25 protein-coding genes and 4 tRNA genes are annotated in these 22,386 nt (G+C 60.2%); 16 read left to right on the top strand and 13 right to left on the bottom strand.

Translation table 11 applies throughout. The features are described from left to right. The first annotated feature begins 108 nt into the window (after positions 1–108). Positions 109–984: a LysR family transcriptional regulator gene (locus tag AC3WRD_RS18840; RefSeq protein ID WP_102621705.1), complete on the top strand. Its 876-nt coding sequence runs from the start codon at positions 109–111 to the stop codon at positions 982–984. Here the strand turns inward: AC3WRD_RS18840 and gudD are convergent. Next, positions 981–2,324 (bottom strand): glucarate dehydratase, encoded by a 1,344-nt coding sequence (gudD, locus tag AC3WRD_RS18835; protein WP_102621706.1) that lies wholly within the window; start codon positions 2,322–2,324, stop codon positions 981–983. The two genes, AC3WRD_RS18840 and gudD, sit on opposite strands and share 4 nt — an antisense overlap. A 14-nt stretch (positions 2,325–2,338) precedes the next feature. Next, the gene (locus AC3WRD_RS18830; RefSeq protein ID WP_102621707.1) at positions 2,339–3,685 is read right to left on the bottom strand and encodes an MFS transporter; all 1,347 of its coding nucleotides are present in this window, start codon (positions 3,683–3,685) and stop codon (positions 2,339–2,341) included. A gap of 365 nt (positions 3,686–4,050) precedes the next feature. On the opposite strand from AC3WRD_RS18830, the gene AC3WRD_RS18825 reads away from it, so the two are divergent. After that, positions 4,051–4,767: a FadR/GntR family transcriptional regulator gene (locus tag AC3WRD_RS18825; RefSeq protein WP_102621708.1), complete on the top strand. Its 717-nt coding sequence runs from the start codon at positions 4,051–4,053 to the stop codon at positions 4,765–4,767. Positions 4,768–4,776: 9 nt separating this feature from the next. On the opposite strand, the gene AC3WRD_RS18820 is transcribed toward AC3WRD_RS18825, so the two are convergent. After that, on the bottom strand, positions 4,777–5,670 hold the full coding sequence (locus AC3WRD_RS18820) for a DMT family transporter (protein WP_173861388.1): 894 nt from the start codon (positions 5,668–5,670) through the stop codon (positions 4,777–4,779). A 102-nt stretch (positions 5,671–5,772) separates the two neighbouring features. On the opposite strand from AC3WRD_RS18820, the gene AC3WRD_RS18815 reads away from it, so the two are divergent. Next, complete coding sequence (locus AC3WRD_RS18815) at positions 5,773–6,636, top strand: LysR family transcriptional regulator (RefSeq protein ID WP_096822355.1); 864 nt, start codon at positions 5,773–5,775, stop codon at positions 6,634–6,636. 6 nt (positions 6,637–6,642) lie between these two features. Here AC3WRD_RS18815 and trhP read toward each other — a convergent pair whose 3' ends face one another. Beyond that, positions 6,643–7,971, bottom strand: coding sequence for a prephenate-dependent tRNA uridine(34) hydroxylase TrhP (gene trhP / locus AC3WRD_RS18810; protein ID WP_102621709.1), 1,329 nt, complete (start codon positions 7,969–7,971; stop codon positions 6,643–6,645). Positions 7,972–8,127: 156 nt separating this feature from the next. Between trhP and AC3WRD_RS18805 the strand changes: the two genes are divergently transcribed. Further along, complete coding sequence (locus AC3WRD_RS18805) at positions 8,128–9,189, top strand: AI-2E family transporter (protein ID WP_102621710.1); 1,062 nt, start codon at positions 8,128–8,130, stop codon at positions 9,187–9,189. Here AC3WRD_RS18805 and AC3WRD_RS18800 read toward each other — a convergent pair. The 3 genes from AC3WRD_RS18800 to AC3WRD_RS18790 all read right to left on the bottom strand — a co-directional run bounded on the left by AC3WRD_RS18800 (position 9,186) and on the right by AC3WRD_RS18790 (position 10,261). Beyond that, a complete protein-coding gene (locus AC3WRD_RS18800) occupies positions 9,186–9,368 on the bottom strand; it encodes a hypothetical protein (RefSeq protein WP_096822349.1) in 183 nt (60 codons plus the stop codon). The genes AC3WRD_RS18805 and AC3WRD_RS18800 overlap by 4 nt on opposite strands. Before the next feature lie 102 nt (positions 9,369–9,470). After that, positions 9,471–9,665, bottom strand: a complete 195-nt coding sequence (locus tag AC3WRD_RS18795) for a hypothetical protein (protein WP_085712486.1) — start codon at positions 9,663–9,665, stop codon at positions 9,471–9,473. Positions 9,666–9,910: 245 nt separating this feature from the next. Then, a complete protein-coding gene (locus AC3WRD_RS18790; RefSeq protein WP_096822348.1) occupies positions 9,911–10,261 on the bottom strand; it encodes a hypothetical protein in 351 nt (116 codons plus the stop codon). Positions 10,262–10,515: 254 nt separating this feature from the next. On the opposite strand from AC3WRD_RS18790, the gene AC3WRD_RS18785 reads away from it, so the two are divergent. Beyond that, on the top strand, positions 10,516–11,334 hold the full coding sequence (locus AC3WRD_RS18785) for a shikimate 5-dehydrogenase (RefSeq protein WP_102621711.1): 819 nt from the start codon (positions 10,516–10,518) through the stop codon (positions 11,332–11,334). A gap of 97 nt (positions 11,335–11,431) precedes the next feature. Beyond that, positions 11,432–11,950, top strand: coding sequence for a cupin domain-containing protein (locus AC3WRD_RS18780; protein WP_102621712.1), 519 nt, complete (start codon positions 11,432–11,434; stop codon positions 11,948–11,950). A 17-nt stretch (positions 11,951–11,967) separates the two neighbouring features. Here AC3WRD_RS18780 and AC3WRD_RS18775 read toward each other — a convergent pair whose 3' ends face one another. Then, a complete protein-coding gene (locus AC3WRD_RS18775) occupies positions 11,968–12,615 on the bottom strand; it encodes a YceH family protein (RefSeq protein WP_102621713.1) in 648 nt (215 codons plus the stop codon). Positions 12,616–12,739: 124 nt separating this feature from the next. Here AC3WRD_RS18775 and AC3WRD_RS18770 point away from each other — a divergent pair, with 124 nt between their 5' ends. Further along, positions 12,740–13,249 (top strand): DUF1993 domain-containing protein, encoded by a 510-nt coding sequence (locus tag AC3WRD_RS18770; protein WP_102621714.1) that lies wholly within the window; start codon positions 12,740–12,742, stop codon positions 13,247–13,249. Positions 13,250–13,315: 66 nt separating this feature from the next. Here AC3WRD_RS18770 and sstT read toward each other — a convergent pair whose 3' ends face one another. Next, positions 13,316–14,548 carry a serine/threonine transporter SstT gene (gene sstT / locus AC3WRD_RS18765; protein WP_102621715.1) on the bottom strand — a complete coding sequence of 411 codons (1,233 nt, stop codon included), beginning with the start codon at positions 14,546–14,548 and terminating at the stop codon, positions 13,316–13,318. 337 nt (positions 14,549–14,885) lie between these two features. Here sstT and AC3WRD_RS18760 point away from each other — a divergent pair, with 337 nt between their 5' ends. After that, positions 14,886–16,046: an MFS transporter gene (locus tag AC3WRD_RS18760; protein ID WP_102621716.1), complete on the top strand. Its 1,161-nt coding sequence runs from the start codon at positions 14,886–14,888 to the stop codon at positions 16,044–16,046. On the opposite strand, the gene nhaR is transcribed toward AC3WRD_RS18760, so the two are convergent. Then, positions 16,043–16,942, bottom strand: coding sequence for a transcriptional activator NhaR (gene nhaR / locus AC3WRD_RS18755; protein ID WP_096822341.1), 900 nt, complete (start codon positions 16,940–16,942; stop codon positions 16,043–16,045). The two genes, AC3WRD_RS18760 and nhaR, sit on opposite strands and share 4 nt — an antisense overlap. A 144-nt stretch (positions 16,943–17,086) precedes the next feature. On the opposite strand from nhaR, the gene AC3WRD_RS18750 reads away from it, so the two are divergent. Together AC3WRD_RS18750 and AC3WRD_RS18745 are read left to right on the top strand one after the other, a co-directional pair. Beyond that, positions 17,087–17,329, top strand: a complete 243-nt coding sequence (locus tag AC3WRD_RS18750; protein WP_096822340.1) for a hypothetical protein — start codon at positions 17,087–17,089, stop codon at positions 17,327–17,329. A gap of 28 nt (positions 17,330–17,357) precedes the next feature. Next, the gene (locus AC3WRD_RS18745; protein ID WP_096822339.1) at positions 17,358–18,107 is read left to right on the top strand and encodes a TerC family protein; all 750 of its coding nucleotides are present in this window, start codon (positions 17,358–17,360) and stop codon (positions 18,105–18,107) included. 74 nt (positions 18,108–18,181) lie between these two features. On the opposite strand, the gene AC3WRD_RS18740 is transcribed toward AC3WRD_RS18745, so the two are convergent. Next, on the bottom strand, positions 18,182–18,352 hold the full coding sequence (locus AC3WRD_RS18740) for a hypothetical protein (protein ID WP_173861387.1): 171 nt from the start codon (positions 18,350–18,352) through the stop codon (positions 18,182–18,184). 231 nt (positions 18,353–18,583) lie between these two features. Between AC3WRD_RS18740 and AC3WRD_RS18735 the strand changes: the two genes are divergently transcribed. Both AC3WRD_RS18735 and AC3WRD_RS18730 read left to right on the top strand, forming a co-directional pair. Continuing rightward, complete coding sequence (locus tag AC3WRD_RS18735) at positions 18,584–19,255, top strand: peptidase C39 family protein (protein WP_102621717.1); 672 nt, start codon at positions 18,584–18,586, stop codon at positions 19,253–19,255. 96 nt (positions 19,256–19,351) lie between these two features. Beyond that, a complete protein-coding gene (locus tag AC3WRD_RS18730; protein WP_102621718.1) occupies positions 19,352–19,558 on the top strand; it encodes a hypothetical protein in 207 nt (68 codons plus the stop codon). Positions 19,559–19,612: 54 nt separating this feature from the next. Here the strand turns inward: AC3WRD_RS18730 and pbpG are convergent, their stop codons facing one another. Both pbpG and folD read right to left on the bottom strand, forming a co-directional pair. Beyond that, positions 19,613–20,551: a D-alanyl-D-alanine endopeptidase gene (pbpG, locus tag AC3WRD_RS18725; protein WP_096822336.1), complete on the bottom strand. Its 939-nt coding sequence runs from the start codon at positions 20,549–20,551 to the stop codon at positions 19,613–19,615. Positions 20,552–20,779: 228 nt separating this feature from the next. Then, entirely contained in the window at positions 20,780–21,634 is an 855-nt protein-coding gene (gene folD, locus AC3WRD_RS18720) for a bifunctional methylenetetrahydrofolate dehydrogenase/methenyltetrahydrofolate cyclohydrolase FolD (RefSeq protein ID WP_085712473.1), read from the bottom strand. Between the two features lie 274 nt (positions 21,635–21,908). On the opposite strand from folD, the gene AC3WRD_RS18715 reads away from it, so the two are divergent. The 4 genes from AC3WRD_RS18715 (at position 21,909) to AC3WRD_RS18700 (ending at position 22,385) form a co-directional block, all read left to right on the top strand. After that, a tRNA-Arg gene (locus tag AC3WRD_RS18715) sits at positions 21,909–21,985 on the top strand. Between the two features lie 32 nt (positions 21,986–22,017). Continuing rightward, positions 22,018–22,093 (top strand) — tRNA-His (locus AC3WRD_RS18710). A gap of 58 nt (positions 22,094–22,151) precedes the next feature. Beyond that, a tRNA-Leu gene (locus AC3WRD_RS18705) sits at positions 22,152–22,236 on the top strand. A gap of 76 nt (positions 22,237–22,312) precedes the next feature. Further along, a tRNA-His gene (locus tag AC3WRD_RS18700) sits at positions 22,313–22,385 on the top strand. Position 22,386 lies beyond the last annotated feature (1 nt).

Raw genomic sequence — 22,386 nt, 5'->3', positions numbered from 1 at the left:
CGTTTTCCGTCGGGCCGGCTGATCGGCGCCGCCAAATCTAGGCAGTCCGGCGTCTTTCGACAAACGATGAAAACTCGGATGAGCCATTAGAAAAATTTGGGACTTGGCATGATTCGACCTCAATTGCCCTTGAATGCATTACGCGCCTTTGAAGCTTCTGCGCGCCACCTGAGTTTCACTCGTGCTGCTGTGGAGTTGTGCGTGACTCAAGCCGCGGTCAGCCATCAGGTCAAAAGCCTGGAGGCGCAACTCGGCGTGATCCTGTTCAAACGCCTGCCCCGTGGGCTGATGCTGACCGGCGAGGGTGAAACTTTGCTGCCGGTGCTGACCACGTCGTTCGATCATATCGCGCAGATGCTCGAGCGTCTGGCAGGCGGGCAATATCGGGAAATGCTGACGGTCGGCGCGGTGGGCACTTTCGCCGTGGGCTGGTTGTTGCCGAGGCTGGCGGACTTCCAGGCGAAACATCCGCTCATAGATTTGCGACTGTCGACCAACAACAATCGGGTGGACGTCGCCGCTGAAGGGCTGGATTACGCGATCCGGTTTGGCGCCGGGGCGTGGCACGGTATCGAGGCGACCCGTTTGCTGGAGGCACCGTTGTCGGTGCTCTGCGTGCCGGAAATCGCCCGGCAACTGCACGCGCCGGGGGATCTTCTGCAGCAGCGTTTGCTGCGTTCCTATCGCACCGATGAGTGGCCGGAATGGTTTCATGCGGCCGGTCTGGCGACCCATGCCGCGCCGCCCCAGAGCATCGTGTTCGACTCGTCGCTGGCGATGATGGAGGCGGCGTTGCAGGGCGGCGGGGTGGCACTGGCGCCGCCGTTGATGTTTGCCCGGCAACTGGCGGCGGACCTGATCCGCCAACCCTTTGCCATCGAAATCACCACCGGCAGCTATTGGCTGACGCGGTTGCAGTCACGGCCGGAGACATCGGCGATGGCGGCATTCAAGCACTGGTTGCTGGAGGCTGCGCAGGTTTAACGCACCAGGCACGGCTTCTTGTTATCGAACGTCCAGCCCGGAATCAGAAACTGCATCGCCACGCTGTCATCCCGCGCACCCAGCCCCATGCCTTTATAGAGTTCGTGGGCCTTGGCCACCTGATCCATGTCCAGCTCGATGCCCAGCCCCGGTTTCTTCGGCACCTGCACGCAACCGTCGACGATTCGCAGCGGCGCCTTGGTCAGGCGCTGGCCGTCCTGCCAGATCCAGTGGGTGTCGATGGCGGTGATGTCGCCCGGCGCGGCGGCGGCCACGTGGGTGAACATCGCCAGGGAAATGTCGAAATGGTTGTTGGAGTGCGAGCCCCAGGTCAGGCCCCATTCATGACACATCTGCGCCACCCGCACCGAGCCCTGCATGGTCCAGAAATGCGGGTCGGCCAGCGGGATATCGACTGACTGCAACTGAATCGCGTGACCCATTTCGCGCCAGTCGGTGGCGATCATATTGGTGGCGGTTTTCAGGCCGGTGGCGCGACGGAATTCGGCCATCACTTCACGGCCCGAATAACCGTTTTCCGCACCGCACGGATCTTCGGCGTAAGCCAGCACATGATGCTGGTCACGGCACAAACGGATGGCTTCTTTCAATGACCACGCGCCGTTCGGATCAAGAGTGATGCGTGCGTCCGGGAAGCGCTCGGCCAGTGCGGTCACCGCTTCGATTTCGGCGTCGCCGCTGAGCACGCCACCCTTGAGCTTGAAGTCCTTGAAGCCGTAACGCACGTGGGCAGCCTCGGCCAGACGCACTACGGCGTCGGCAGTCATGGCTTTCTCGTGACGCACGCGGAACCAGTCGTTGTCGGCATCCGGTTCGCTGCGGTAGGCGAGGTCGGTTTCCCGGCGATCCCCCACGTAGAACAGGTAGCCAAGCATCTTCACTTCATCACGCTGCTGGCCTTCGCCGAGCAATGCCGCCACCGGCACGTCGAGGTGCTGGCCGAGCAGGTCGAGCAGGGCGGCTTCCAGCCCGGTGACCGCGTGAATGGTGATACGCAGGTCGAAGGTTTGCAGGCCGCGGCCGCCGGCATCGCGGTCGGCGAAGGTCTGGCGCACCTGGTTGAGGATCTTCTGATACGTGCCGATCGGGCTGCCGACCACCAGGCTGCGGGCGTCTTCGAGGGTCTGGCGGATGCGTTCGCCGCCGGGCACTTCACCGACGCCGGTGTGCCCGGCGTTGTCCTTGAGGATGACGATGTTGCGGGTGAAAAACGGCCCGTGGGCGCCGCTCAGGTTGAGCAGCATGCCGTCGTGGCCGGCCACCGGGATGACTTGCATCTCGGTGATGATCGGGGCTTTGGCGATGTCGTGTGCGGTCATTTGGCGTTGTCCTTTCAAGCGTGTTTCGGCGCGGCATCGGCCACGGCGACGTCAGGTGCGGATTTGGGTGTCATGCGGGCGGCGAACACGATGATCGCGGCGATGATCGAGGTCGCGGCCAGGCCATAGAGGCCGCCCTGGATCGAACCGGTGTGTTGTTCCAGCAGGCCGAAAGTGGTCGGGGCGACGAAGCCGCCGAGGTTGCCCACCGAGTTGATCAGCGCGATCACGGCAGCGGCGATCCGCGCATCGAGATAGGCCTGCGGGATCGGCCAGAACAGCGACGACGCGGATTTGAAACCCAGTGCGGCAAAGCAGATCGCGACGAAGGCGAAGATCGGTCCGCCGGTGGTGGACATGAACATCCCCGCTGCGGCGATCAACAGCGCCGTGGCTACCCACGCCTGCTGGTGTTTCCACTTCGCCGAGAACGAGGCGAACGCATACATGCCGATGATCGACAGCAACCACGGAATCGAGTTGAACAGGCCGACCTGGAAGTCGCTCATCTCGCCCATCTTCTTGATGATGCTCGGCAGCCAGAACGTTGCAGCGTAGATCGTCAGTTGAATGAAGAAGTAGATCAGGCAGAACAGGATGATCTGGCGATCCTTGAGCAGTTTGCCCAGCGAAGGCTTGATCGGGGTCGCGGCTTCGCGGGCCTTCTGTTCATCGTCGATGGCCTTGACCAGTGCATCCTGCTCGGCGCGGGTCAGCCACTTGGCATCGTGGGGTTTGGCGTCGAGCCAGAACCAGACGAATACGCACAGGCCGACCGAGAACATCCCTTCGATGAAATACATCCATTGCCAGCCGTGCAGGCCGAATCCTTCGATCTGCAACAGCAGGCCGGACAACGGGCCGGAAATCAGCGAGGCGACGGCCGAACCGCTGAGGAAAATCGCAATCGCCTTGCCGCGCTCGGCCCCTGGCAGCCAACGAGTGAAGTAGTAGATCACTCCGGGAAAGAACCCGGCCTCGGCCACGCCGAGCAGGAAACGCAGGATGTAAAAGTGGGTTTCGTTCTGGATGAACGCCATGCCGGCGGCCACCAGACCCCAGGTGAACATGATGCGGGTCAGCCAGATTCGCGCGCCGACCTTTTGCAGCAGCATGTTGGAAGGGACCTCGAACAGCGCGTAACCGATGAAGAACAGGCCCGCACCGAAGCCATAGGCAGCGGCGCCGATACCGAGGTCATGTTCCATGTGAGTGCGGACGAAGCCGATGTTCACCCGGTCAATGTAATTGACGATGAACATGATCACGAACAGCGGCAGGACGTGGCGTTTGACTTTGGCAATGGCGGAGGACAGCACCGAATCGGCGCCCTCGTTCATCCCGGCAATGGATGATTTCACTTGGTTTTCTCCCACTCGTTATTTTTATGCGGGGTGTGGCTGGGTGCTGCGTTGTTGATAGACATCATACAACTAGATTTTTTTGTCCTACAAGCGAGAATGCTCAATCAAATTTGTCTACGGGGAGTGGTTTTTATGCTTTTTCGGATTTTAGGTGCCGTATTTGTTGGGGTTTTGAGAGATTTCATCAAGCGTGATACAGCGTTCTGTGCCAGTGATCGTTGGCTAATTGCCCGGCGAAATGGAAGATTTTTTAGCTAAAATCGATTGTTGTCATACAAGTTAAGGGCCTGAAATCATAGGAGCTCATACAAGTCATCCCCCGCAGTGCTACGATCGGTGTGCCCCGATCACCGGAACCGACCATGCAAGAAGACCTCGACGCTCCCGCCCGTAAACGCGCGCACAACCTGGCCCATGACCTGGTGGAAAAACTCACCCAGAGCATCCTGCTCGGCCAGATGTTGCCCGGTGACAAGCTGCCCTCGGAGAATTCGATCGTTCAGGAGCACGGCGTCAGCCGCACCGTGGTGCGCGAGGCGATTTCCAAGTTGCAGGCGTCGGGGCTGGTGGAGACGCGGCACGGTATCGGCACGTTCGTGATCGAGCGCGCACCGGAGCAGGGGCTGCGGCTGAATGTCGACACCGCGCTGGGGGTGCGCAGCATTCTCGAATTGCGCATGGGACTGGAGACGCAAGCGGCGGCACTGGCCGCGCAGCGCCGCACCGAACAGCAACTGGTGCAGATGCGTCAGTCGCTGGACGACTATCAGCGTCTACTGGCCAACAACGACAGTTGCGTCGAGGCCGACCGGCGCTTTCACCTGCTGATTGCCGAAGCCACCGGCAATGTCTGCTTCACCGAGATCATGCAGCACCTGGGCAGTGCGATGATCCCGCGTACCCGGGTCAATGCGGCCGAGCGCGGGGCGGTGGATTTGAGCAAACTCGGGCAACTGGCGAACCTGGAGCATGAGGCGATTTTCAACGCGATCAAGCGTCAGGATCCGGAAGCGGCGCGGGCAGCGATGTGGCTGCACCTGAGTAACAGCCGCGACCGGTTTTCGGCGGGCGGCGCCTGACGCTGCGACTCAAGTCTCGATGGCCCGGACCACCGCCGGCCGTTCCAGATTCAACGCCAGCACGCTGATCAACACCACCGCCGAACCCACCAGCACCAACAGCGTCGGTCGTTCGCCCAATCCAACGGAAGCAATCCCCATCGCGGTCGGCGGAATCAGATAGAGCGTCATCGTCGCCCGGCTCAGGTCTACATGCTTGAGCACGAATGCCCACGCCAGATAGGCGAGGGCGCTGGGAAACACGCCCAGACCGAGCACCGCCCATTGCACCCGCAGCGGCGCACTGGCCACGCTGTCGGCCAGCCCCGGCAAGTAGATCAACAGCAACAGCGTGCCGGACCACACCGTGTAGCAAACCAGCGTGAGTCCGTCGTAGCGCCGGGCGTGGTGTTTTTGCAGGGCGAAGTAAACGCTCCACGACACCGCCGCCAGCAGGATCAGCAAACCGTGGGCGTCGATGCTGCCGAGGCCGCGATCGCCGCTGACCACAATCACCACGCCGACGAATCCCAGCAACACACAACCCCAACGCCAGACGCTGACCCGATCCTTGAACAGAAACCGCGCAAGCAGCGTGCTGAACAGCGGCGTCGATTGCGCCAGCACGCTCGACGCGCCGGCGCTGACGCTTTGCTGGCCGATGTTCAGCACGACGTGATGCAGGCTGACGGCAAAGAAGCCCAACGCAAACAACAGCGGCAAATCCTGCAGACGCGGCAGGTGAATACCCTTGAAACCCGCAATCACCGCCATGAACAACGACGCCAGCAGAAACCGCAGCAACGCCAGATGACCGGGCTCGTAGGCTTGCAGGCCGATGTGAATGCCGGTCGGCGAATAGGCCCAGCAGCCGACGACGAAGGCCATGGCCAACAGGATATTCAAAGGCGAAGTGGAAGGCATGAGAGAGGCACCAAGAGGGTTGATGCGCCGAGTATCCGGGCGGCCAATTATTCGCCACAACTGACTTATACTGCGTCAACCATTCACTATGAGTGACGAGTTATGGAGCTGGCGCAGATCCGCATGTTCAAGACCGTGGCCGAGGTCGGCAGCATCGCCAAAGCGGCTGAAAAGCTGTTTTGCGTGCCGTCGAATATCACGGCGCGGATCAAATCCCTGGAAGCGGAACTGGGGGTGGCGTTGTTTCTGCGCGAAGGGCGCGGGCTGCGGATCAGTCCTGCCGGGCAGACCTTTCTCGCTTATGCAGAGAAGATTCTGGCGCTGACAGCCGAGGCCAAGCGCGCGGTCGATCCTGCCGCCGAGCCGTCCGGGCCGCTGCGCATCGGCGCCATCGAATCCTCGGCAACCGGGCGTTTGCCGCGCTTGCTGGCGAAATTTCACAAGCGCTATCCGAACGTGGCGCTGGAGTTGACCACCGGCACCTGGGGGCAGCTGCTCGACGATACCGCCAGCCATCGTCTGGACGGCGCCATCGTCGCGGTGGATGTCGAGCGCTCCCAGCTCAAACGCACCCCGATGTATCGCGAAGAATTGCTGCTGATCGCATCGACCTCATTCGGGCCGGTGCGCGACCTCGATGATTTGCAGGACAAGACCGTGTTCATGTGGCCGCAGGGCTGTCCGTATCGCGCCGCGCTGGAGCACTGGCTGTTGCGTCAGGGCCTGGCGTTGCCGATTGTCAGCCTGGCCAGTTACGGGGCGATTGTTGGTTGTGTGAGTGCCGGGGCGGGTGTGGCGCTGGTGCCCAAGGGTGTGTTCGAGCAATACGCCAAAGGCGCGGGGTGTGCGGGTTACGAATTCCCGGAACTGACGGCCATCGACAACTTGTTCTACTGGCATGAAAACGCCGGGGTGCACCCGGCGCGTGAGGCGTTTGTGGCGATGTTGCGCGAGGAGTTTGTCTGAGCTGGATCAGGCTCCGGTCAAGTCGCGCATCAACAAGCCGAAGCGCAAATCCACGGCATCCGGAATCGGCAGGTACACCGTGTGCCCATCCCCCGGCGCCACGTCGATGGCGTCGCCCTTGAGGCTCTGCAATTCATGCAGATCAAAATGGAAGTTGCCCTTGGGTGTCATCAGTTCCAGATGATCGCCCAGTGCAAAGCGGTTCTTCACTTTCACCTCGGCCAACCGATCCCGGCGTTCGCCGGTCAGTTCACCTACAAACTGCTGACGTTCCGACACCGAGCTGCCGTTCTGGTAGTTCTGATATTCGTCATGCACGTGACGGCGCAGGAAACCTTCGGTGTACCCGCGCTGGGCGAGGGATTCCAGGTCGGTCATCAGGCTGCGGTCGAATTCGCGGCCGGCGACTGCATCGTCGATGGCGCGGCGATAGACCTGGGTGGTGCGTGCGCAATAGAAGTGCGATTTGGTCCGGCCTTCGATCTTCAGTGAGTGCACGCCCATGCGGGTCAGGCGCTCGACGTGCTGCACGGCGCGCAGATCCTTGGCGTTCATGATGTAGGTGCCGTGCTCGTCTTCGAATGCCGGCATCAGTTCGCCGGGACGATTGGCTTCCTGCAACAGAAACACCTGATCGGTGGGGGCACCGAGGCCGAGAGTCGGTTGCGGTTCGAAGGTCTGCACGATCTCGCCGAGCTGGTTTTCGGTGGCTTCCTGCGCCGAATATTTCCAGCGGCAGGCGTTGGTGCAGGTGCCCTGATTGGCGTCACGCTTGTTCATGTAACCCGAGAGCAGGCAGCGGCCGGAATAGGCCATGCACAGCGCGCCGTGAACGAACACTTCCAGTTCCATGCCCGGTACCTGTTCGCGGATTTCGCCGATTTCTTCCAGCGATAATTCACGGGACAGGATGATCCGGCTCAGACCCTGTTGCTGCCAGAACTCGACACTCGCCCAGTTCACCGTGTTGGCCTGCACCGACAAGTGAATCGGCATCTGCGGAAAGTGCCGGCGCACCAGCATGATCAGGCCGGGGTCGGACATGATCAGAGCGTCCGGCGCCATCTCGATCACTGGCGCCAGATCCTTGAGGAAGGTCTTGAGTTTGGCGTTGTGCGGCGCGATGTTGACCACTACGTAAAAGCGCTTGCCCTGGGCCTGGGCTTCGCGAATCCCGAGGGCGAGGTTGGCGTGGTCGAACTCGTTGTTGCGCACCCGCAGGCTGTAGCGCGGCTGGCCGGCGTAGACCGCATCGGCGCCGTAAGCGAAGGCGTAGCGCATGTTTTTCAGGGTGCCGGCGGGGGCGAGCAATTCCGGGGTGAAGGAGGGCGTCATGGTGGTGTCGGTCGCAAAAGCGCGGGAGGGTAAACGAGGTGCGGCGAGGGTTTGTTGATCTGGATCTATGCTCCATGAACAAAGATGGCACTCGCGCGGGCGTGGGCTGACTAAGTTGGGCGGGTGCGCGTGGCGCCTGACTGACATGGACCGGACATGAACCAAAAGAGTCTGCAATTCAAATCCCTCACCGTGCTGCTGTTTCTGGTGACCATCGCCTTCATCTGGATCCTGCTGCCGTTCTACGGCGCGGTGTTCTGGGCGGTGATCCTCGGCATTCTGTTTGCGCCGATGCAGCGCCGGATGCAGCAGAAATTCGGCTGGCAACGCAACCTGACGTCACTGTGCACCCTGAGTGTCTGCGTGGTGATCGCGATCCTGCCGGTGATCGTCATCAGCGTCTTGCTGGTGCAGGAAGGGGCGGTGCTCTACGACAACATCGAAAGCGGCAAGCTCGACATCGGCGCGTATCTGGCGCAGTTCAAGCACAGCCTGCCGCCGTACTTTCAGCATTTGCTAGACCGTTTTGGCGTGGGTGAACTCAATGCCTTGCGCGAGAAAATCGTCAAGGCTGCGATGCAGGGCAGTCAGGTGCTGGCGACCCAGGCCTTCAGTTTCGGCCAGGGCACGTTCGATTTCGTGGTGAGTTTTTTCATCATGTTGTACTTGCTGTTTTTCTTTCTGCGCGATGGCGCCGAACTGGCGCGCAAGGTGCGCACGGCGGTGCCGCTGGAGGAGCATCACAAGCGTCGGCTGCAACTGAAGTTCAACCGGGTGGTGCGCGCCACGGTCAAAGGCAACCTGCTGGTGGCCATTACTCAGGGCGCATTGGGCGGGGCGATTTTCTGGTTTCTCGACATTCCCAGCGCGTTGCTCTGGGCGGTGTTGATGGCGTTTCTGTCGCTGTTGCCGGCGGTGGGGGCGGGGATTGTCTGGGCGCCGGTGGCGGTTTATTTCCTGCTCAGCGGGATGATCTGGCAGGGCGTGGTGCTGGGGTTGTTCGGGATATTCGTGATCGGCCTGGTGGACAACGTGCTGCGTCCGGTGCTGGTCGGCAAGGACACCCGCATGCCCGACTATATGATTTTGATTTCGACGCTGGGCGGGATGGCCGTGTTCGGCCTCAATGGTTTCGTGATCGGGCCGCTGATCGCTGCATTGTTCATGTCGAGCTGGGCGCTGTTCATCGAAACCAGGCCGAAGGTGCAGCTGCCTTAAGCCTTGAACGGGCCGTTGATCAGCCGTTGCGACAATGCCTGGGCGGCTGGCAGTGAAGTGAGCGGGCCGCTGACCGGCTCGCCGTCGCGCACCAGATACCAGCAGGCGAGCAGTCCCATTTCTCTGAGCGATGCGGGAACCGCGCTGCCGATAACGGACATGATTTGAACCTGAGCCATGAGAAGTACCTCCATCAATCTATGGAGCTACCTTAAGGACTCGTCCGTTTCAGGGACAATCAACGCTTTCGATAGTGGACATTGATGCCAGTGAGGGCTGGCTCAATCCACCACTTGATCGAGCATGTGCACGATCTCGTGCTCATTGAGCAATCCCTTGCGCACCAGGTTTTCCGCCAGCAGCGACACAAACTTCGCCGTGCGATGGCCTTCCAGGTGCTTGAGCTCGGTCAGTGCGTTGTACACCTTGCTCGAGGTGCATAAACCGACGATGCGGTGCGGATTCTGTGTAGGCATTCAAGTCGTCCTTGTTGTTATCAACCTGTTGTATGCGGACGGATTCAGATTGCGGTTCCGTCATGACAAATAGATGACCGTTTTGTGTTTTGCCCCCGACGGTCGAGTCCATCATGCCGACTTTAACGGTTCAAACTGTCCCCACAGCGACCTTGGCGAGATTTTTTCAGACTTTGTCCGACAGACGGCGCCCTTTATCGAGGGCAATAAAAAGCCCCGCTAAACAGCGGGGCTTTGTGTTTTGGTTACCAGCGCGGGCCGCCGTAGTAGTGCGGACGACCGTAATAGCCGTGCGGAGGGCCGTAATACACCGGGGCCGGTTGCACGTAGACCGGTTGCTGTACGTAAACCGGGGCCGGCTGATAGTAGACCGGTGGTGGCGGTTGTTGCACGTACACCGGTGCCGGTTGAGCGTAAACAGGCTGTTGAACATACACCGGACGATCCTGGTTGATGAGCGCCGAGCCGATGATGGCCGAGCCGACGATCGCACCAAATACCGCCGGGCCCTGCCAGCCACCGCCATGGGCTTCTGCCTGACCTGTGATAGCGCATGCACCGATCAACAAGGCCACGATGGGGAGTTTACGAATCATGATAAATCCTCGGTTCTTCGACCCGGCGTCGAGGCCTGCAACAGGCTCGGGATGGCGCGGGGATACTTCTAAGACAGCAACATTTGGAAAAACAGCACGGCGGCTGGGTAAATTTTGTGTAAGGTCTGTACCGGTTTGCTTACCGGGTTTCATGCAACGGCTGTGATGCCCGGAACAGACCGCCTTATGATCGTTCAGAAGCCGATGGTCTGGCTAATCCCGTCCATCCGAAAGTGCATTAGAAGGAGACTCCCATGCAGATGAACCCCAACAAAGACACCCAACTGTGTATGTCCCTGTCTGGGCGTCCCGGGAATTTCGGTCTGCGTTTTCATAACCATTTGTACGAGCAACTGGGTCTGAATTTCTACTACAAAGCCTTCAGCAGCCAGGATCTGCCGGGGGCCGTCGGTGGGATTCGTGCGCTGGGGATTCGTGGTTGCGGGGTGTCGATGCCGTTCAAGGAGGCCAGCATTGCGCTGGTCGATGAGCTGGATGCGTCGGCGGCAGCGATCCAGTCGATCAACACCATCGTCAACACCAACGGCCATCTCAAGGCCTACAACACCGATTACATTGCCATCGCCCAATTGCTGGAAACCCATGCGGTGCCGAAGGACTCGACCTTCGCCCTGCGCGGCAGCGGCGGCATGGCCAAAGCGGTGGCCAGCGCCTTGCGCGATGGCGGTTACAAGAATGGTTTGATCGTGGCCCGTAACGAGCGCGCCGGCCGTGCATTAGCCGATTCCCTGGGCTATCGCTGGCAGGCGGAACTGGGCGACGAACGCCCGCAGATGTTGATCAACGTCACCCCGGTGGGGATGGACGGCGGCCCGGAAGCGGGTCAGCTTTCTTTTGATGTGGATGTGATCAAATCTGCCGAGACTGTGTTCGATGTGGTGGCGATCCCGTCGGAAACTCCGCTGATCGTGCGTGGCCGCGCCGAAGGTAAAAAAGTGATCACCGGGCTGGAAGTGATCGCGATTCAGGCGCTGGAGCAGTTCGTGCTGTATACCGGCGTGCGGCCGACGGTCGAGCAGTTTGACGCGGCGGTGGCGTTTGCCCGTAGTTGATGGATCCTGAGCATCGGCAAATCCGTCCGGACTTGCCGTTGCCTATACTGTCGGACCAGCAAGCACAGACTTGCCCATCACAAAAACCGAGGTCTGCATGCACCCGCCCATTCTCAACCTGAATGACGTCGAACTCGAACCACTCCCCGAAGGCTTGGCCCCCGAAGGTGAAACCGCCGGGCGTTATCAACAACGGTTCGCCCGGGTCGGCCAGCAATTGGGCTCCCAGAAACTTGGTTATCGCCTGTACGCGCTGCCACCGGGCATGCGTGGCAGCCCGTTTCACAGCCATCGGGTCAATGAGGAAATGTTTTACGTGGTGGCCGGGGAAGGGGAGGTGCGCCTCGGTGCCGAGCGTTTCCCGATCCGCGCCGGCGACGTGATCGCCTGCCCGCCGGGTGGCCCGGAAGCCGCTCATCAGATCATCAACACTAGCTGCGAAGAACTGCGCTATCTGGCGGTCAGCACTCAGCAGCAACCGGAAATCTGCGAGTACCCGGATTCGAACAAATACGCGGTGATGGATAATTTCAGCGTCGATGCCGAAGGCAAGGCCTCGGGCTTCGTGGCGGTGGCGCGGCAGGCGGACGGGGTGGATTACTGGGACGGCGAGTGACGCCGCCCCGATTGCACTTATTCGAGTCGGGCCAGACGCTCTTCCAGCGCTGCAATCCGCGCTTCCAGTTCTTCGATGCGTTCGACTGAAACACCGCTGGCCGCGCCGCGATCACTCGGGTTCTGCCGCGCGGCGATAATCGCCTCGATGTCCGCCGGATCACCCAGTGCGTGGGTGTAACGATCTTCGCGCTGGCCGGCCTGACGTGGAATCAGCACCGCCAGATCCCGAGCGATCAGGCGTTCCAGCTGATGCACCACCTGTTCGGCGTCTTCGAATTCATGCATGCGACCGCTGCGGGTCAGCAGTTCGTTGACGGTCTGCGGGCCGCGCAGGAACATCAGCCCGGTCAGAATCATCTGTGCAGGCACCAGCTCCAGCGCCTTGTCGACCTTGTGCTCCCAGCGGTCGGCGCGACTGCCCATGACCAGTTTGGCGAAACCGCGACCTTCGAGGGCGCGCAGGCTCTGGCCGACCTGGCCCTGGGTCAGGTTCATCACCGGTTCCCGGCTGGTTTTCTGATTGCAGGCCAGTACGAGGGCGTTGAGGGTCAGCGGATAGGTTTCCGGGCTGGTGGCCTGTTTCTCGATCAGCGAACCCAGAATGCGGATTTCCGTGGCGTTGAGCCGTGGTTCGTTGGCGTTGGTATCAAGTTCTGTGGTCATCGCGCGTTCCCTCTGCAGTCGAAGGCGCCTAGCCTAATCCTTGCTGGATAAAAGACAAGCCGCGCGGCGCGCGAGCATGGCTATAATCGCCCCACGATTCACCCAGCCACCACGTGAGACTGCCATGACCATTTCCCTGTACGCTGCATCCGTCCCGGTTTTCCAACAAATGCTCAACGCCCTGAGCGATGTGCTGAAAAAGGCTGAAGCCCACGCCACCGAGAAAAACATCGACCCGAACGCCTTCCTGCAGGCGCGTCTGTACCCGGACATGTTCCCGCTGGTGCGTCAGGTACAGATCGCCGTGGACTTCGCCAAAGGCGTTTCTTCGCGTCTGGCTGAAGTCGAGATTCCGAAATACGACGACACAGAAACCACCTTCGCCGAGCTGCAAGCGCTGATCGCCAAGGTTCTGGCCTTCATCGGCGAGATCAAGCCTGAGCAGATCAATGGCAAGGAAGGCATCGAAATCGTTACCCGTCCGGGCACGCCGAAAGAGAAGCGCTTCTCCGGCCAGGCTTACCTGCTGAGCTACGGTCTGCCGCAGTTCTTCTTCCACGTCACCACCACCTACGCACTGCTGCGTCACAACGGTGTGGAAGTGGGCAAGCGCGATTACATGGGCGCGTTCTAAACCGCCCAGCAACGAAAAAGCCCGCCAAGGTGCAAACCTTGGCGGGCTTTTTATTGCGCTCGGTTTTTACGCCGGACGCTGGGTTTTCTGCTCTTCGCCCAGGCAAGCGGCGGCGGTGAACAGCACGTCGGTGGAGGAGTTGAGCGCCGTCTCGGCCGAATCCTGCAACACGCCGATGATGAAACCGACTGCGACCACTTGCATGGCAATCTCGCTCGGGATGCCGAACAGGCTGCACGCCAGCGGAATCAGCAGCAGCGAACCACCGGCCACACCCGATGCACCGCACGCGCAGATCGCCGCGACGACGCTGAGCAGGATCGCAGTCGGGATGTCCACGGCGATGCCTAGCGTGTGCACGGCCGCGAGGGTCAACACGGTGATGGTGATCGACGCGCCGGCCATGTTGATGGTGGCGCCGAGCGGAATCGACACCGAGTAGGTGTCTTCGTGCAGGCCCAGACGCTTGCTCAGTTCCAGGTTGACCGGAATGTTCGCTGCCGAGCTGCGGGTGAAGAACGCGGTGATGCCGCTTTCACGCAGGCATTTCAGCGTCAGCGGGTACGGGTTGCGACGCAGTTTCCAGAACACGATCAGTGGGTTCATCACCAGTGCGACGAACAGCATGCAGCCGAGCAGCACCGCCAGCAGGTGTGCGTAACCGACCAGTGCACCAAAACCCGAAGTGGCCAGGGTCGACGCCACCAGGCCGAAAATCCCCAGTGGCGCGAAGCGGATCACCACGCGCACGATCAGGGTCACGCCGTTGGACAGGTCGCTGACCACTTCCCGGGTGGTGTCGCCCGCATGGCGGATGGCTACGCCCATGCCGATGGCCCAGGCCAGAATGCCGATGAAGTTGGCGTTCATCAGCGCGGTGATCGGGTTTTCCACCACGCTCAGCAGCAGGCTTTGCTGCACTTCACCGATGCCGCCCGGCGCGCTCACGGCGATGTTGTCGGTGGACAGCACCAGATGCGACGGGAACATTGTGCTGGCGATTACCGCGACCACGGCAGCGGCGAAAGTGCCCAGCAGATAAAGGAACAGAATCGGCCGGATGTGGGTTTCCTGGCCGTGCTTGTGGTTGGCGATCGAGGCCATGACCAGCACGAACACCAGGATCGGCGCCACGGCTTTCAGCGCGGATACGAACACCTTGCCGATGAATGCGGTGCCTTTGGCCGCTTCCGGCGCGAGCAGCGCCAGGGCGATGCCGGCAATCAGGCCGATCAGGATCTGCGTGACCAGGCTGAGGCTTTTAAGGCGTTGCAATAGAGAAGGGGATGAAGCGGTCATAACGGCATCTCTGCTTTTTTATAGGGTGCAAGGTTGCGTGATCCGGGCGATGAATCGGGGGCAGGCCACAGACACGAACCGAAAGGAATGACGCGACAGCCACGCCGTTAAACGGGCGGCTGAACAGGGTGTACGTTTTGCAGGGCGCGGACTTTATCACAGGGTCGTCCGGATCCTTCAGACCTGTGACGATCTGCCACCGGATTGTTCGGCAACTTAGACAGGTTTGGGCAAGTCACTCTGGAAACACTCTGTTAAGATTGCGCATCCTTATTTTCAAGTTCTGCCGGCGGGCCTTCGGGTCAGCGCTGGTGTCGTCGTTTTGCTGGAGTTCCTCATGCTGTTGCCCATCCTTCTGTTGTCTGCCGCCGGGTTCACGGTGCTGACTACGGAGTTCGTCATCGTCGGCTTGTTGCCGGCGATTGCCCGCGACCTGGCCGTCACCATCCCGCAAGCCGGGTTGCTGGTGACTCTATTCGCTTTCACCGTGGCCATGTTCGGCCCATTCTTGACGGCATATTTCGCCCGTTTCGAACGACGCAAACTGTTCATCACCATCCTGATCATGTTCGGCCTGGCCAATACCGTGGCGGCATTCGCACCGAACATCTGGGTCATGGCAATTGCCCGACTGATTCCGGCGCTGGGGCTGCCGGTGTTCTGGGCACTGGCCAGTGAAACCGCCGTGGATATCGTCGGCCCGGACTTCGCCGGTCGTGCCATCGCCAAGATCGGCTTTGGCATCGTCTGCGCCACGGTATTCGGCATTCCGGTCGGCACGCTGATTTCCGATGCGTTCGGCTGGCGCAGTGCGTTCGGCATTCTGGCGGTGATCGCGTTTGCCAAGGCGTTGCTGCTGTTTGTCTATCTGCCGAAAACCAGCCTGCACCAGCATCAGGTCAGCTTCGCTTCGCAGTTCAAGATCCTGCGCAGCCCGCTGATGCTTGGCCATGTGCTGCTGTCGATCCTGGTGTTCAGCGGCATGTTCACCGCCTACACCTATCTGGCGGATATCCTCGAACGTCTGGCCGGCTTCAATGGCACCGTGGTCGGCTGGTGCCTGATGGGCTTTGGCGCGGTCGGCCTGATCGGCAACTCGCTGGGTGGACGCGCGGTGGATCGTCATCCGTTGATGGCGTCGGTGATGTTCTGTGCGTTCATGATCCCCGGGATGGTGGCGCTGGTGCCGAACATCAATTCGTCGCTGGGTCTGGCGGCGGCGATGGGCATCTGGGGCGTGACGCAGGCCGCGCTGTTCCTGGTCAGTCACGTGCGCTTGATGAAAGCCGCACCTGAGGCGCCGGCCTTCGCCGCGTCGCTGAACATTGCCGGGGCCAACCTCGGGATTGGTCTGGGCGCGATCATTGGCGGTCGGGTAATCGACAGCGCTGGCCTCGGCTTCGTGGGTTTCGCCGCAGCCGGGTTCATTCTGCTGTCGATTTTCCTCGCCATGGTGCTGATGGTGCTCAAGCCGCGCGACGTCTGCGCGCCGGCTTAAAACTCTGTAAACAGCTCGCGTCGGGCACCTTCGGTAATCGCTTTGATGCCGGGGTGCTTGACCTTGCGCTCCACCGAAATCGCGTAGAACGATTCGCTCACCGCATCGGTCTGGCCGATCAATTCGACGCCGTACTGGCGCTTCACTTCCTCGGCAATCACGCTCGGGCCGATGAAGATCCCGCTGCCGGACTGGCCGAACGCCTGCATCAAGGCGCTGTCATCGAACTCCCCGACAATTCTTGGCTGAATCTGTTGCTCGGCGAACCAGCGCTGTAAACGGCTGCGCACTACGGTTTCTGCGCCGGGGATCAACAGCGGCGCACCGTGCAGGCTGCGTGGGAAATCCTGACCGTACTGCGCCGCCAGTTCGGCGGTGGCGAAGAAACTGATCCCGCATTCCCCGAGTTTCTGGCTATAGCCCTTGATGTCCAGGTGCGAGGGCATCGGGCTGTCGGAGATCACCAGGTCCAGGCGCTGGATCGCCAGATCCGCCAGTAATCGCTCGAGTTTGTCCTCGCGGCAGGTGATGCGCAGTGGCTCGCTCAGCTCCATGGTCGGCGCGATCAGGCGATAGACGATGGATTTGGGCACGACGTCCGCCACGCCAACCCGAAACAGGATCTGCTGTTCATTGGGCTGGGCCCGCAGCATCAACTCCAGCTCGCCGCCGAGCTGAAACATCTGTTCGGCATAGGGCAGGGCCTGGCGCCCGGCTTCGGTGAGCTCCAATTGCCGGCCGACTCGTTGAAACAATTCGATGCCGTAGGTCTGTTCGAGCAGGGAAATCTGTCCGCTGATGGTTTGTGGCGTCAGGTTCAGTTGCTCGCACGCGCGCACGATGCTGCCGGTCTTGGCGACCACCCAGAAGTAGTGCAGTTGTCGGTAGTTGAGCATGGCGATCCGTCCATGAAATACAGTTCGTATAAATCGAAGTATAGCCGCTAAAAATACGAATTTTCCTGAAGTGTTTGTCTCCCTAGAATGCCCAGCCATCGACGAGTGGTCTGTGACCCTGTCTGTTCATTGGAAGGAAACCTCATGAAATACACGATCCCGGCACTGATGTTTACGTCTTTACTGCTTATGGCGGGTTGCGACCAGGCTGAAAAAAGCGCCCAGCAATTGATGGGCAAGGCGGCCGAGAGCGCCAAGCAGGCGATCGACGACACGCACAAAGCCGCTGAACAAGCGCTCAGCGAGGCCACTGGCGGCCTGGTCGAGAAAAAAGAAGACCCGGAAAAAGACGCGGAAAAATCCGAATCTTCCTCCAAGACCATCTAAATCGTCTTACAAGAGTCAGGACTGACCCATGGAATATCTGTTAGAACTCGCTTCCAGCCCGACCGCCTGGATTGCCTTGGCCACACTGGTGGTGATGGAAATCGTGCTGGGCATCGATAACCTGATCTTCATCTCGATCCTGACCAACAAACTGCCCGAGCAGTACCGGCAGAAGGCCCGTCGCCTGGGCATCGGCATGGCGCTGATCATGCGTCTGGCCTTGCTGAGCACCATCGCGTTCATCGTTCAGTTGACCGCGCCGGTCATCGAGATCCTCGGCCAGGCGTTCTCCTGGAAGGACATGATCCTGATCGCCGGTGGCTTGTTCCTGGTGTGGAAAGCGACGACCGAGATCCATCACAGCATGGACCCGGCACCGGAAGATCCGAAGTCCGCGACGTCGACAGTGACCCTGGGCTTTGCCGCCGCCATCGGACAGATCCTGATGCTGGACATGGTGTTCTCGATCGACAGCATCATTACCGCGGTCGGCATGACCGAACACTTGCCGATCATGGTGATCGCGGTGGTGGTTTCGGTGCTGGTGATGCTGTTTGCGGCTGATCCGCTGGCCAAGTTCATCAACGACAACCCGACGGTGGTGATGTTGGCCCTGGGCTTCCTGATCATGATCGGCATGACGCTGATCGCCGAAGGCTTCGGCGCCCACGTACCGAAAGGTTATGTGTATGCCGCCATGGCGTTCTCGGCTTCGATTGAAGTGCTGAACATGATGTCGCGCCGCGCCAAACAGAAGAAACTGACTGCCGAAGCGTAATCGCTGAAAAACCAAAGGCCGCCTGAACTCGCGAGAGTCCAGGCGGCCTTTTTGTTTGGGTCGATTGAAAGAAGTCAGTGCGCAGTGGCGTGACGGGCGCTGTGTTTCTCGATTTTCTTGATCGGTGCAGGTTGTACGGGGTGGTGATGGTGGCGCCGGGAAATCCGCAGCACGCCCCACAGCATGGCGGCGGCGACGGCCAGCCAGCCGGCAATCAGCATTACGATGGTCATGGTCAGGCTCATCTGTGCCTCCTCTTTGCCCTGCGTCGGGCGCTCGCTCTTTTGCGCTTGTCTGGATGACAGTCTAGTCGCTGGCGTGTTTCAGGCTATTGACCAAAGGTCGGTGGTGACCAATCACTTCGCTCTATGCAGACGATGCATCTGCCCCTTTGGGCTATACCGCAGCGTTACGCCGTCCTATGATCCTCGACCAAGCCGGAACACGATGACCGGTAACTGATCAAGAGAGTGACGATGGTGCAGCTATTTTCCCGGATTCGCATGGCGTTGCTGGTAGCCGGTTGCGTGACAGCATTGGTGGGTTGTGCGGGCAGTGTGGCACCCGAGGTCCAGCGCCTGCCGGAGCGCGTCGAGCTCAGCGGCACCTTCTATCGTGGCGAAGCCAATCAGAGCGGGCCGCAGGTGCTGGCCAGTCTGCTGTCGCAACAGGGCGTCATGATCACGCCGGGCCTGTTGGAAAAACCGCTGCATTTGCCGGGCGCCGAAGACAAGTTGCAGCAGAACATGCAGAACCTGGCCCGCGAGTACGGCATGGTGGTCTATCCGTTGGACAGCCAGTTGCCCGCGCTGCTGACCCAGGTGGCGGCCGGTTACCCGGTGATGGTGCGTTTCAGCGAAGGATCGGCGTTCTGGGCCGAGCCGCGTTACGCGATCCTCTCTGGCTACGACCGCAAAAAGCAGAAGGTGCTGCTGCGCGCCGGGATGAACCGCCGCGAACTGATGAGTTTCAGCTCTTTTGAGTCGGCGCTCGAGAAGTCGGGTGGCTGGGCGGTATTGATTCAGAAGCCTTCGCAGATCCCCGCAGCGGTCGATCGCCAGCGTTGGCTGAAAGCCGCCGACGAGCTGGCGCAGGCCGGTCAGGAGCGCGAAGCGGCACAAGCTCGCAAGGCGCTGGAAGCGAAATGAGGTTCCGTCCGTCTTCTGACGGGCACGATGGCGCGGGGCTAAGCTCTTAAAGGTAACGCCCGATTTTTCGGGTGATGACCCGAATGAGAGGTGCGTATGAGTACCGATTCGAGCTTCGACGACCATAAACCGGACAGTGTGCCGACGACGCCGGAACCGGACGTTGATCCGGTGCTGGACCCGGACAGCCCGCTGCGTGATCCGCTGGCTCGTCCCGCCGTCGTGACGCCGGAGCATCGGCGCGATCCAAGTGCCGGTGACGGCATTCCCGATGATGACCAGATGCCGCTGCCCAACGACTGATCCAGCAGACGAAAAAAAGCCCCGAATGTTCGGGGCTTTTTCTTGTGTCGCGGATTACTTGGAGGCTTCGACGACGCCGCTGTGGCGACCCTTGAGGTTCTTCTCGGCCTTGTATTGCTGAGCCACCGCCGGAACGTTGGTGCTTCTGCCGGTTTCCATCCAGCTGCGGATGCGGCTCGCATCGGCAAAGTGGGTGTACTTGCCGAAGGCGTCGAGAATCACCAGGGCGACCGGACGGTTGCTCATCCTGGTCACAAGCACCAGGCAGTGGCCGGCCGGATTGGTGAAGCCGGTTTTGGTGATCTTGATGTCCCAGTCGGCTTTGTTGACCAAGTGGTCGGTGTTGCGGAAACCCAAGGTGTAGTTGGGTTTGCGGAACGACACGGTTTTTTCCTTGGTGGTGGTGAGCTCGCTGAGGATCGGATGTTTTTGCGCGGCCATCAGCAACTTGCTCAGATCGCGGGCGGTGGAAACGTTGCGTTCCGACAGGCCGGTCGGCTCGACGAAGTGGGTGCTGGTCATGCCCAGCGCCTTGGCCTTGGCGTTCATCGCCGCGATGAATGCCACATAGCCGCCTGGGTAGTGGTGGGCCAGGCTGGCTGCCGCGCGGTTTTCCGAGGACATCAGGGCAATCAGCAGCATCTCTCGGCGCGGCAATTCGCTGCGCAGTTTGACCCGGGAAAACACGCCCTTCATTTCCGGGGTATGGCTGATGTCGACGTCAATCCATTCGTCCATGTTCTGGTGAGCTTCAACCACGACCAGACCGGTCATCAACTTGCTGACGGAGGCGATCGGTACGATCACGTCCGGATTGCTGGAGTAGATGACTTTATTGGTCTGCAGATCCATCAGCAGGGCGCTGCCAGAGGCGATTTTCAGTTGCGAAGCGTCTCGGGGGGCAGCGGTGGTTTCGGCGGCGTTGACCGTTGGCGTGAGGAGCGTGCCTGAAAATGCAAAAACCAGGCTCAGGATGGACAGACGAATATTCACGCGGGCGAACTCATGAAGGTTGGAAATGCCGTTATTTGTAACGGACTGTGTCGTAAAACGACGCATTCTAGGAGTATGGCTGAAGATCTGTCGATGGTTGTTTGTGGGGCATGAAAAAGTCGTGAAAAGCCCTGTGAAAATAGGGGTTTCCGGCGAACGGTAAAGGTTTTTTCGAGGATATGAAAAACCCCGCACGAGGCGGGGTTTCGGGAGTGCGGGAAAAGCGCCTCAGGCGTGCAGGGTTTCTGCCGCGTACAGCGTGTTTTCCAGCAGGCAGGCACGGGTCATCGGGCCGACGCCGCCTGGTACTGGAGTGATCCAGCCAGCGCGGGGCAGGGCGGTTTCGTACACGACGTCACCGACCAGTTTGCCGTCGTCCTGACGGTTGATGCCGACGTCGATCACGATCGCGCCTTCCTTGATCCACTCGCCCTTGACCAGGCCCGGCTTGCCGGCAGCCACCACCACCAGATCGGCGCGGCCGACGTGACCGGCCAGGTCCTTGGTGAAGCGGTGGGTCACGGTCACGGTGCAGCCGGCCAGCAGCAGCTCCATGGCCATCGGGCGACCGACGATGTTGGAAGCGCCGACAACCACGGCGTCCATCCCGTACAGATCGACACCGGTGCTTTCCAGCAAGGTCATGATGCCTTTCGGGGTGCAGGGGCGCAGCAGCGGAATGCGCTGGGCCAGGCGGCCGACGTTATAAGGATGGAAACCATCGACGTCCTTGTCCGGGCGGATGCGTTCCAGCAGTTTGGAGGCGTCCAGGTGCTCAGGCAGCGGAAGTTGAAGCAGAACGCCGTCGATTGCCGGGTCGTCGTTCAGTCGATCGATCAGATCGGTCAGCGCTTCTTGAGTGGTTTCAGAAGGCAGGTCGTAGGCTTGAGAGAGGAAGCCGACCTCTTCACAGTCTTTACGCTTGTGCGAGACATAAACCTGAGAGGCAGGATCGCTGCCGACCAGGATCACCGCGAGGCCGGGAGTGCGCAAGCCTTGCTCGCGACGTTCGGCTACCCGTTGGGCGATCTGCTGGCGCAGGCTGGCGGCGATTGATTTGCCGTCGATTAGTTGTGCAGTCATTGCGCGTGATTAACCATCGAGAGGGGAAAAAAAGAGAACGCATTCTCGCATGTCAGACGGTGAGGGCAAAGGCGCTTGGTCAGCAAATTCCCCTAAGCCCTTTAATTAAATGAATTTTTTTTAAAAAGGATTTGACGACCTGCAGGTCGCTCTATACTATTCGTCGCACTTGTCGGGCACAGCCTAGCACTGGTTAAGAAGGTTGAGCGGAATCAAGGTTCTGCGAGACTGGAAAGCACTTAGTTTGTAGTCCTCCAAGGGTACAGCTAACAAGGCGCCCGTAGCTCAGCTGGATAGAGCATCCGCCTTCTAAGCGGATGGTCGCAGGTTCGAGTCCTGCCGGGTGCGCCATTAGGCAGCTTTGGCACAAGTAACGCGATATGGTGGGCGTAGCTCAGTTGGTAGAGCACGGGATTGTGACTCCCGTTGTCGTGGGTTCGATCCCCATCGTCCACCCCATATTTCGAAAGGCGCCAGATGTAACAGTCTGGCGCCTTTGCTTTAAAAAGCTTCATCCGCGGATGTGGTGGAATTGGTAGACACACTGGATTTAGGTTCCAGCGCCGCGAGGCGTAAGAGTTCGAGTCTCTTCATCCGCACCAATCAAAGCTTCATTCATGCCGTTGGTAGGGTGAAGTTCTACAAAGAAGTTGTTTGGCTTCTTTGGCACGCAATATGGTGGGCGTAGCTCAGTTGGTAGAGCACGGGATTGTGACTCCCGTTGTCGTGGGTTCGATCCCCATCGTCCACCC

The sequence above is a fragment of the Pseudomonas sp. FW215-R2 genome (assembly GCF_058789255.1).
This window is presented reverse-complemented; position numbering and strand designations above follow the sequence as displayed.

Bases quoted from the DNA above. Each gene is read 5' to 3' on its own strand.
- AC3WRD_RS18795 (WP_085712486.1), bottom strand. From the start codon at position 9,665: ATGCCTACACAGAATCCGCACCGCATCGTCGGTTTATGCACCTCGAGC.
- AC3WRD_RS18785 (WP_102621711.1), top strand. From the start codon at position 10,516: ATGCAGATGAACCCCAACAAAGACACCCAACTGTGTATGTCCCTGTCT.
- AC3WRD_RS18750 (WP_096822340.1), top strand. From the start codon at position 17,087: ATGAAATACACGATCCCGGCACTGATGTTTACGTCTTTACTGCTTATG.
- folD (WP_085712473.1), bottom strand. From the start codon at position 21,634: ATGACTGCACAACTAATCGACGGCAAATCAATCGCCGCCAGCCTGCGC.
- AC3WRD_RS18735 (WP_102621717.1), top strand. From the start codon at position 18,584: ATGGTGCAGCTATTTTCCCGGATTCGCATGGCGTTGCTGGTAGCCGGT.
- AC3WRD_RS18775 (WP_102621713.1), bottom strand. From the start codon at position 12,615: ATGACCACAGAACTTGATACCAACGCCAACGAACCACGGCTCAACGCC.
- AC3WRD_RS18740 (WP_173861387.1), bottom strand. From the start codon at position 18,352: ATGAGCCTGACCATGACCATCGTAATGCTGATTGCCGGCTGGCTGGCC.
- sstT (WP_102621715.1), bottom strand. From the start codon at position 14,548: ATGACCGCTTCATCCCCTTCTCTATTGCAACGCCTTAAAAGCCTCAGC.
- AC3WRD_RS18770 (WP_102621714.1), top strand. From the start codon at position 12,740: ATGACCATTTCCCTGTACGCTGCATCCGTCCCGGTTTTCCAACAAATG.
- AC3WRD_RS18805 (WP_102621710.1), top strand. From the start codon at position 8,128: ATGAACCAAAAGAGTCTGCAATTCAAATCCCTCACCGTGCTGCTGTTT.
- nhaR (WP_096822341.1), bottom strand. From the start codon at position 16,942: ATGCTCAACTACCGACAACTGCACTACTTCTGGGTGGTCGCCAAGACC.
- AC3WRD_RS18745 (WP_096822339.1), top strand. From the start codon at position 17,358: ATGGAATATCTGTTAGAACTCGCTTCCAGCCCGACCGCCTGGATTGCC.
- AC3WRD_RS18825 (WP_102621708.1), top strand. From the start codon at position 4,051: ATGCAAGAAGACCTCGACGCTCCCGCCCGTAAACGCGCGCACAACCTG.
- AC3WRD_RS18820 (WP_173861388.1), bottom strand. From the start codon at position 5,670: ATGCCTTCCACTTCGCCTTTGAATATCCTGTTGGCCATGGCCTTCGTC.
- AC3WRD_RS18780 (WP_102621712.1), top strand. From the start codon at position 11,432: ATGCACCCGCCCATTCTCAACCTGAATGACGTCGAACTCGAACCACTC.
- AC3WRD_RS18760 (WP_102621716.1), top strand. From the start codon at position 14,886: ATGCTGTTGCCCATCCTTCTGTTGTCTGCCGCCGGGTTCACGGTGCTG.
- AC3WRD_RS18840 (WP_102621705.1), top strand. From the start codon at position 109: ATGATTCGACCTCAATTGCCCTTGAATGCATTACGCGCCTTTGAAGCT.
- trhP (WP_102621709.1), bottom strand. From the start codon at position 7,971: ATGACGCCCTCCTTCACCCCGGAATTGCTCGCCCCCGCCGGCACCCTG.
- gudD (WP_102621706.1), bottom strand. From the start codon at position 2,324: ATGACCGCACACGACATCGCCAAAGCCCCGATCATCACCGAGATGCAA.
- AC3WRD_RS18790 (WP_096822348.1), bottom strand. From the start codon at position 10,261: ATGATTCGTAAACTCCCCATCGTGGCCTTGTTGATCGGTGCATGCGCT.
- AC3WRD_RS18815 (WP_096822355.1), top strand. From the start codon at position 5,773: ATGGAGCTGGCGCAGATCCGCATGTTCAAGACCGTGGCCGAGGTCGGC.
- AC3WRD_RS18730 (WP_102621718.1), top strand. From the start codon at position 19,352: ATGAGTACCGATTCGAGCTTCGACGACCATAAACCGGACAGTGTGCCG.
- AC3WRD_RS18800 (WP_096822349.1), bottom strand. From the start codon at position 9,368: ATGGCTCAGGTTCAAATCATGTCCGTTATCGGCAGCGCGGTTCCCGCA.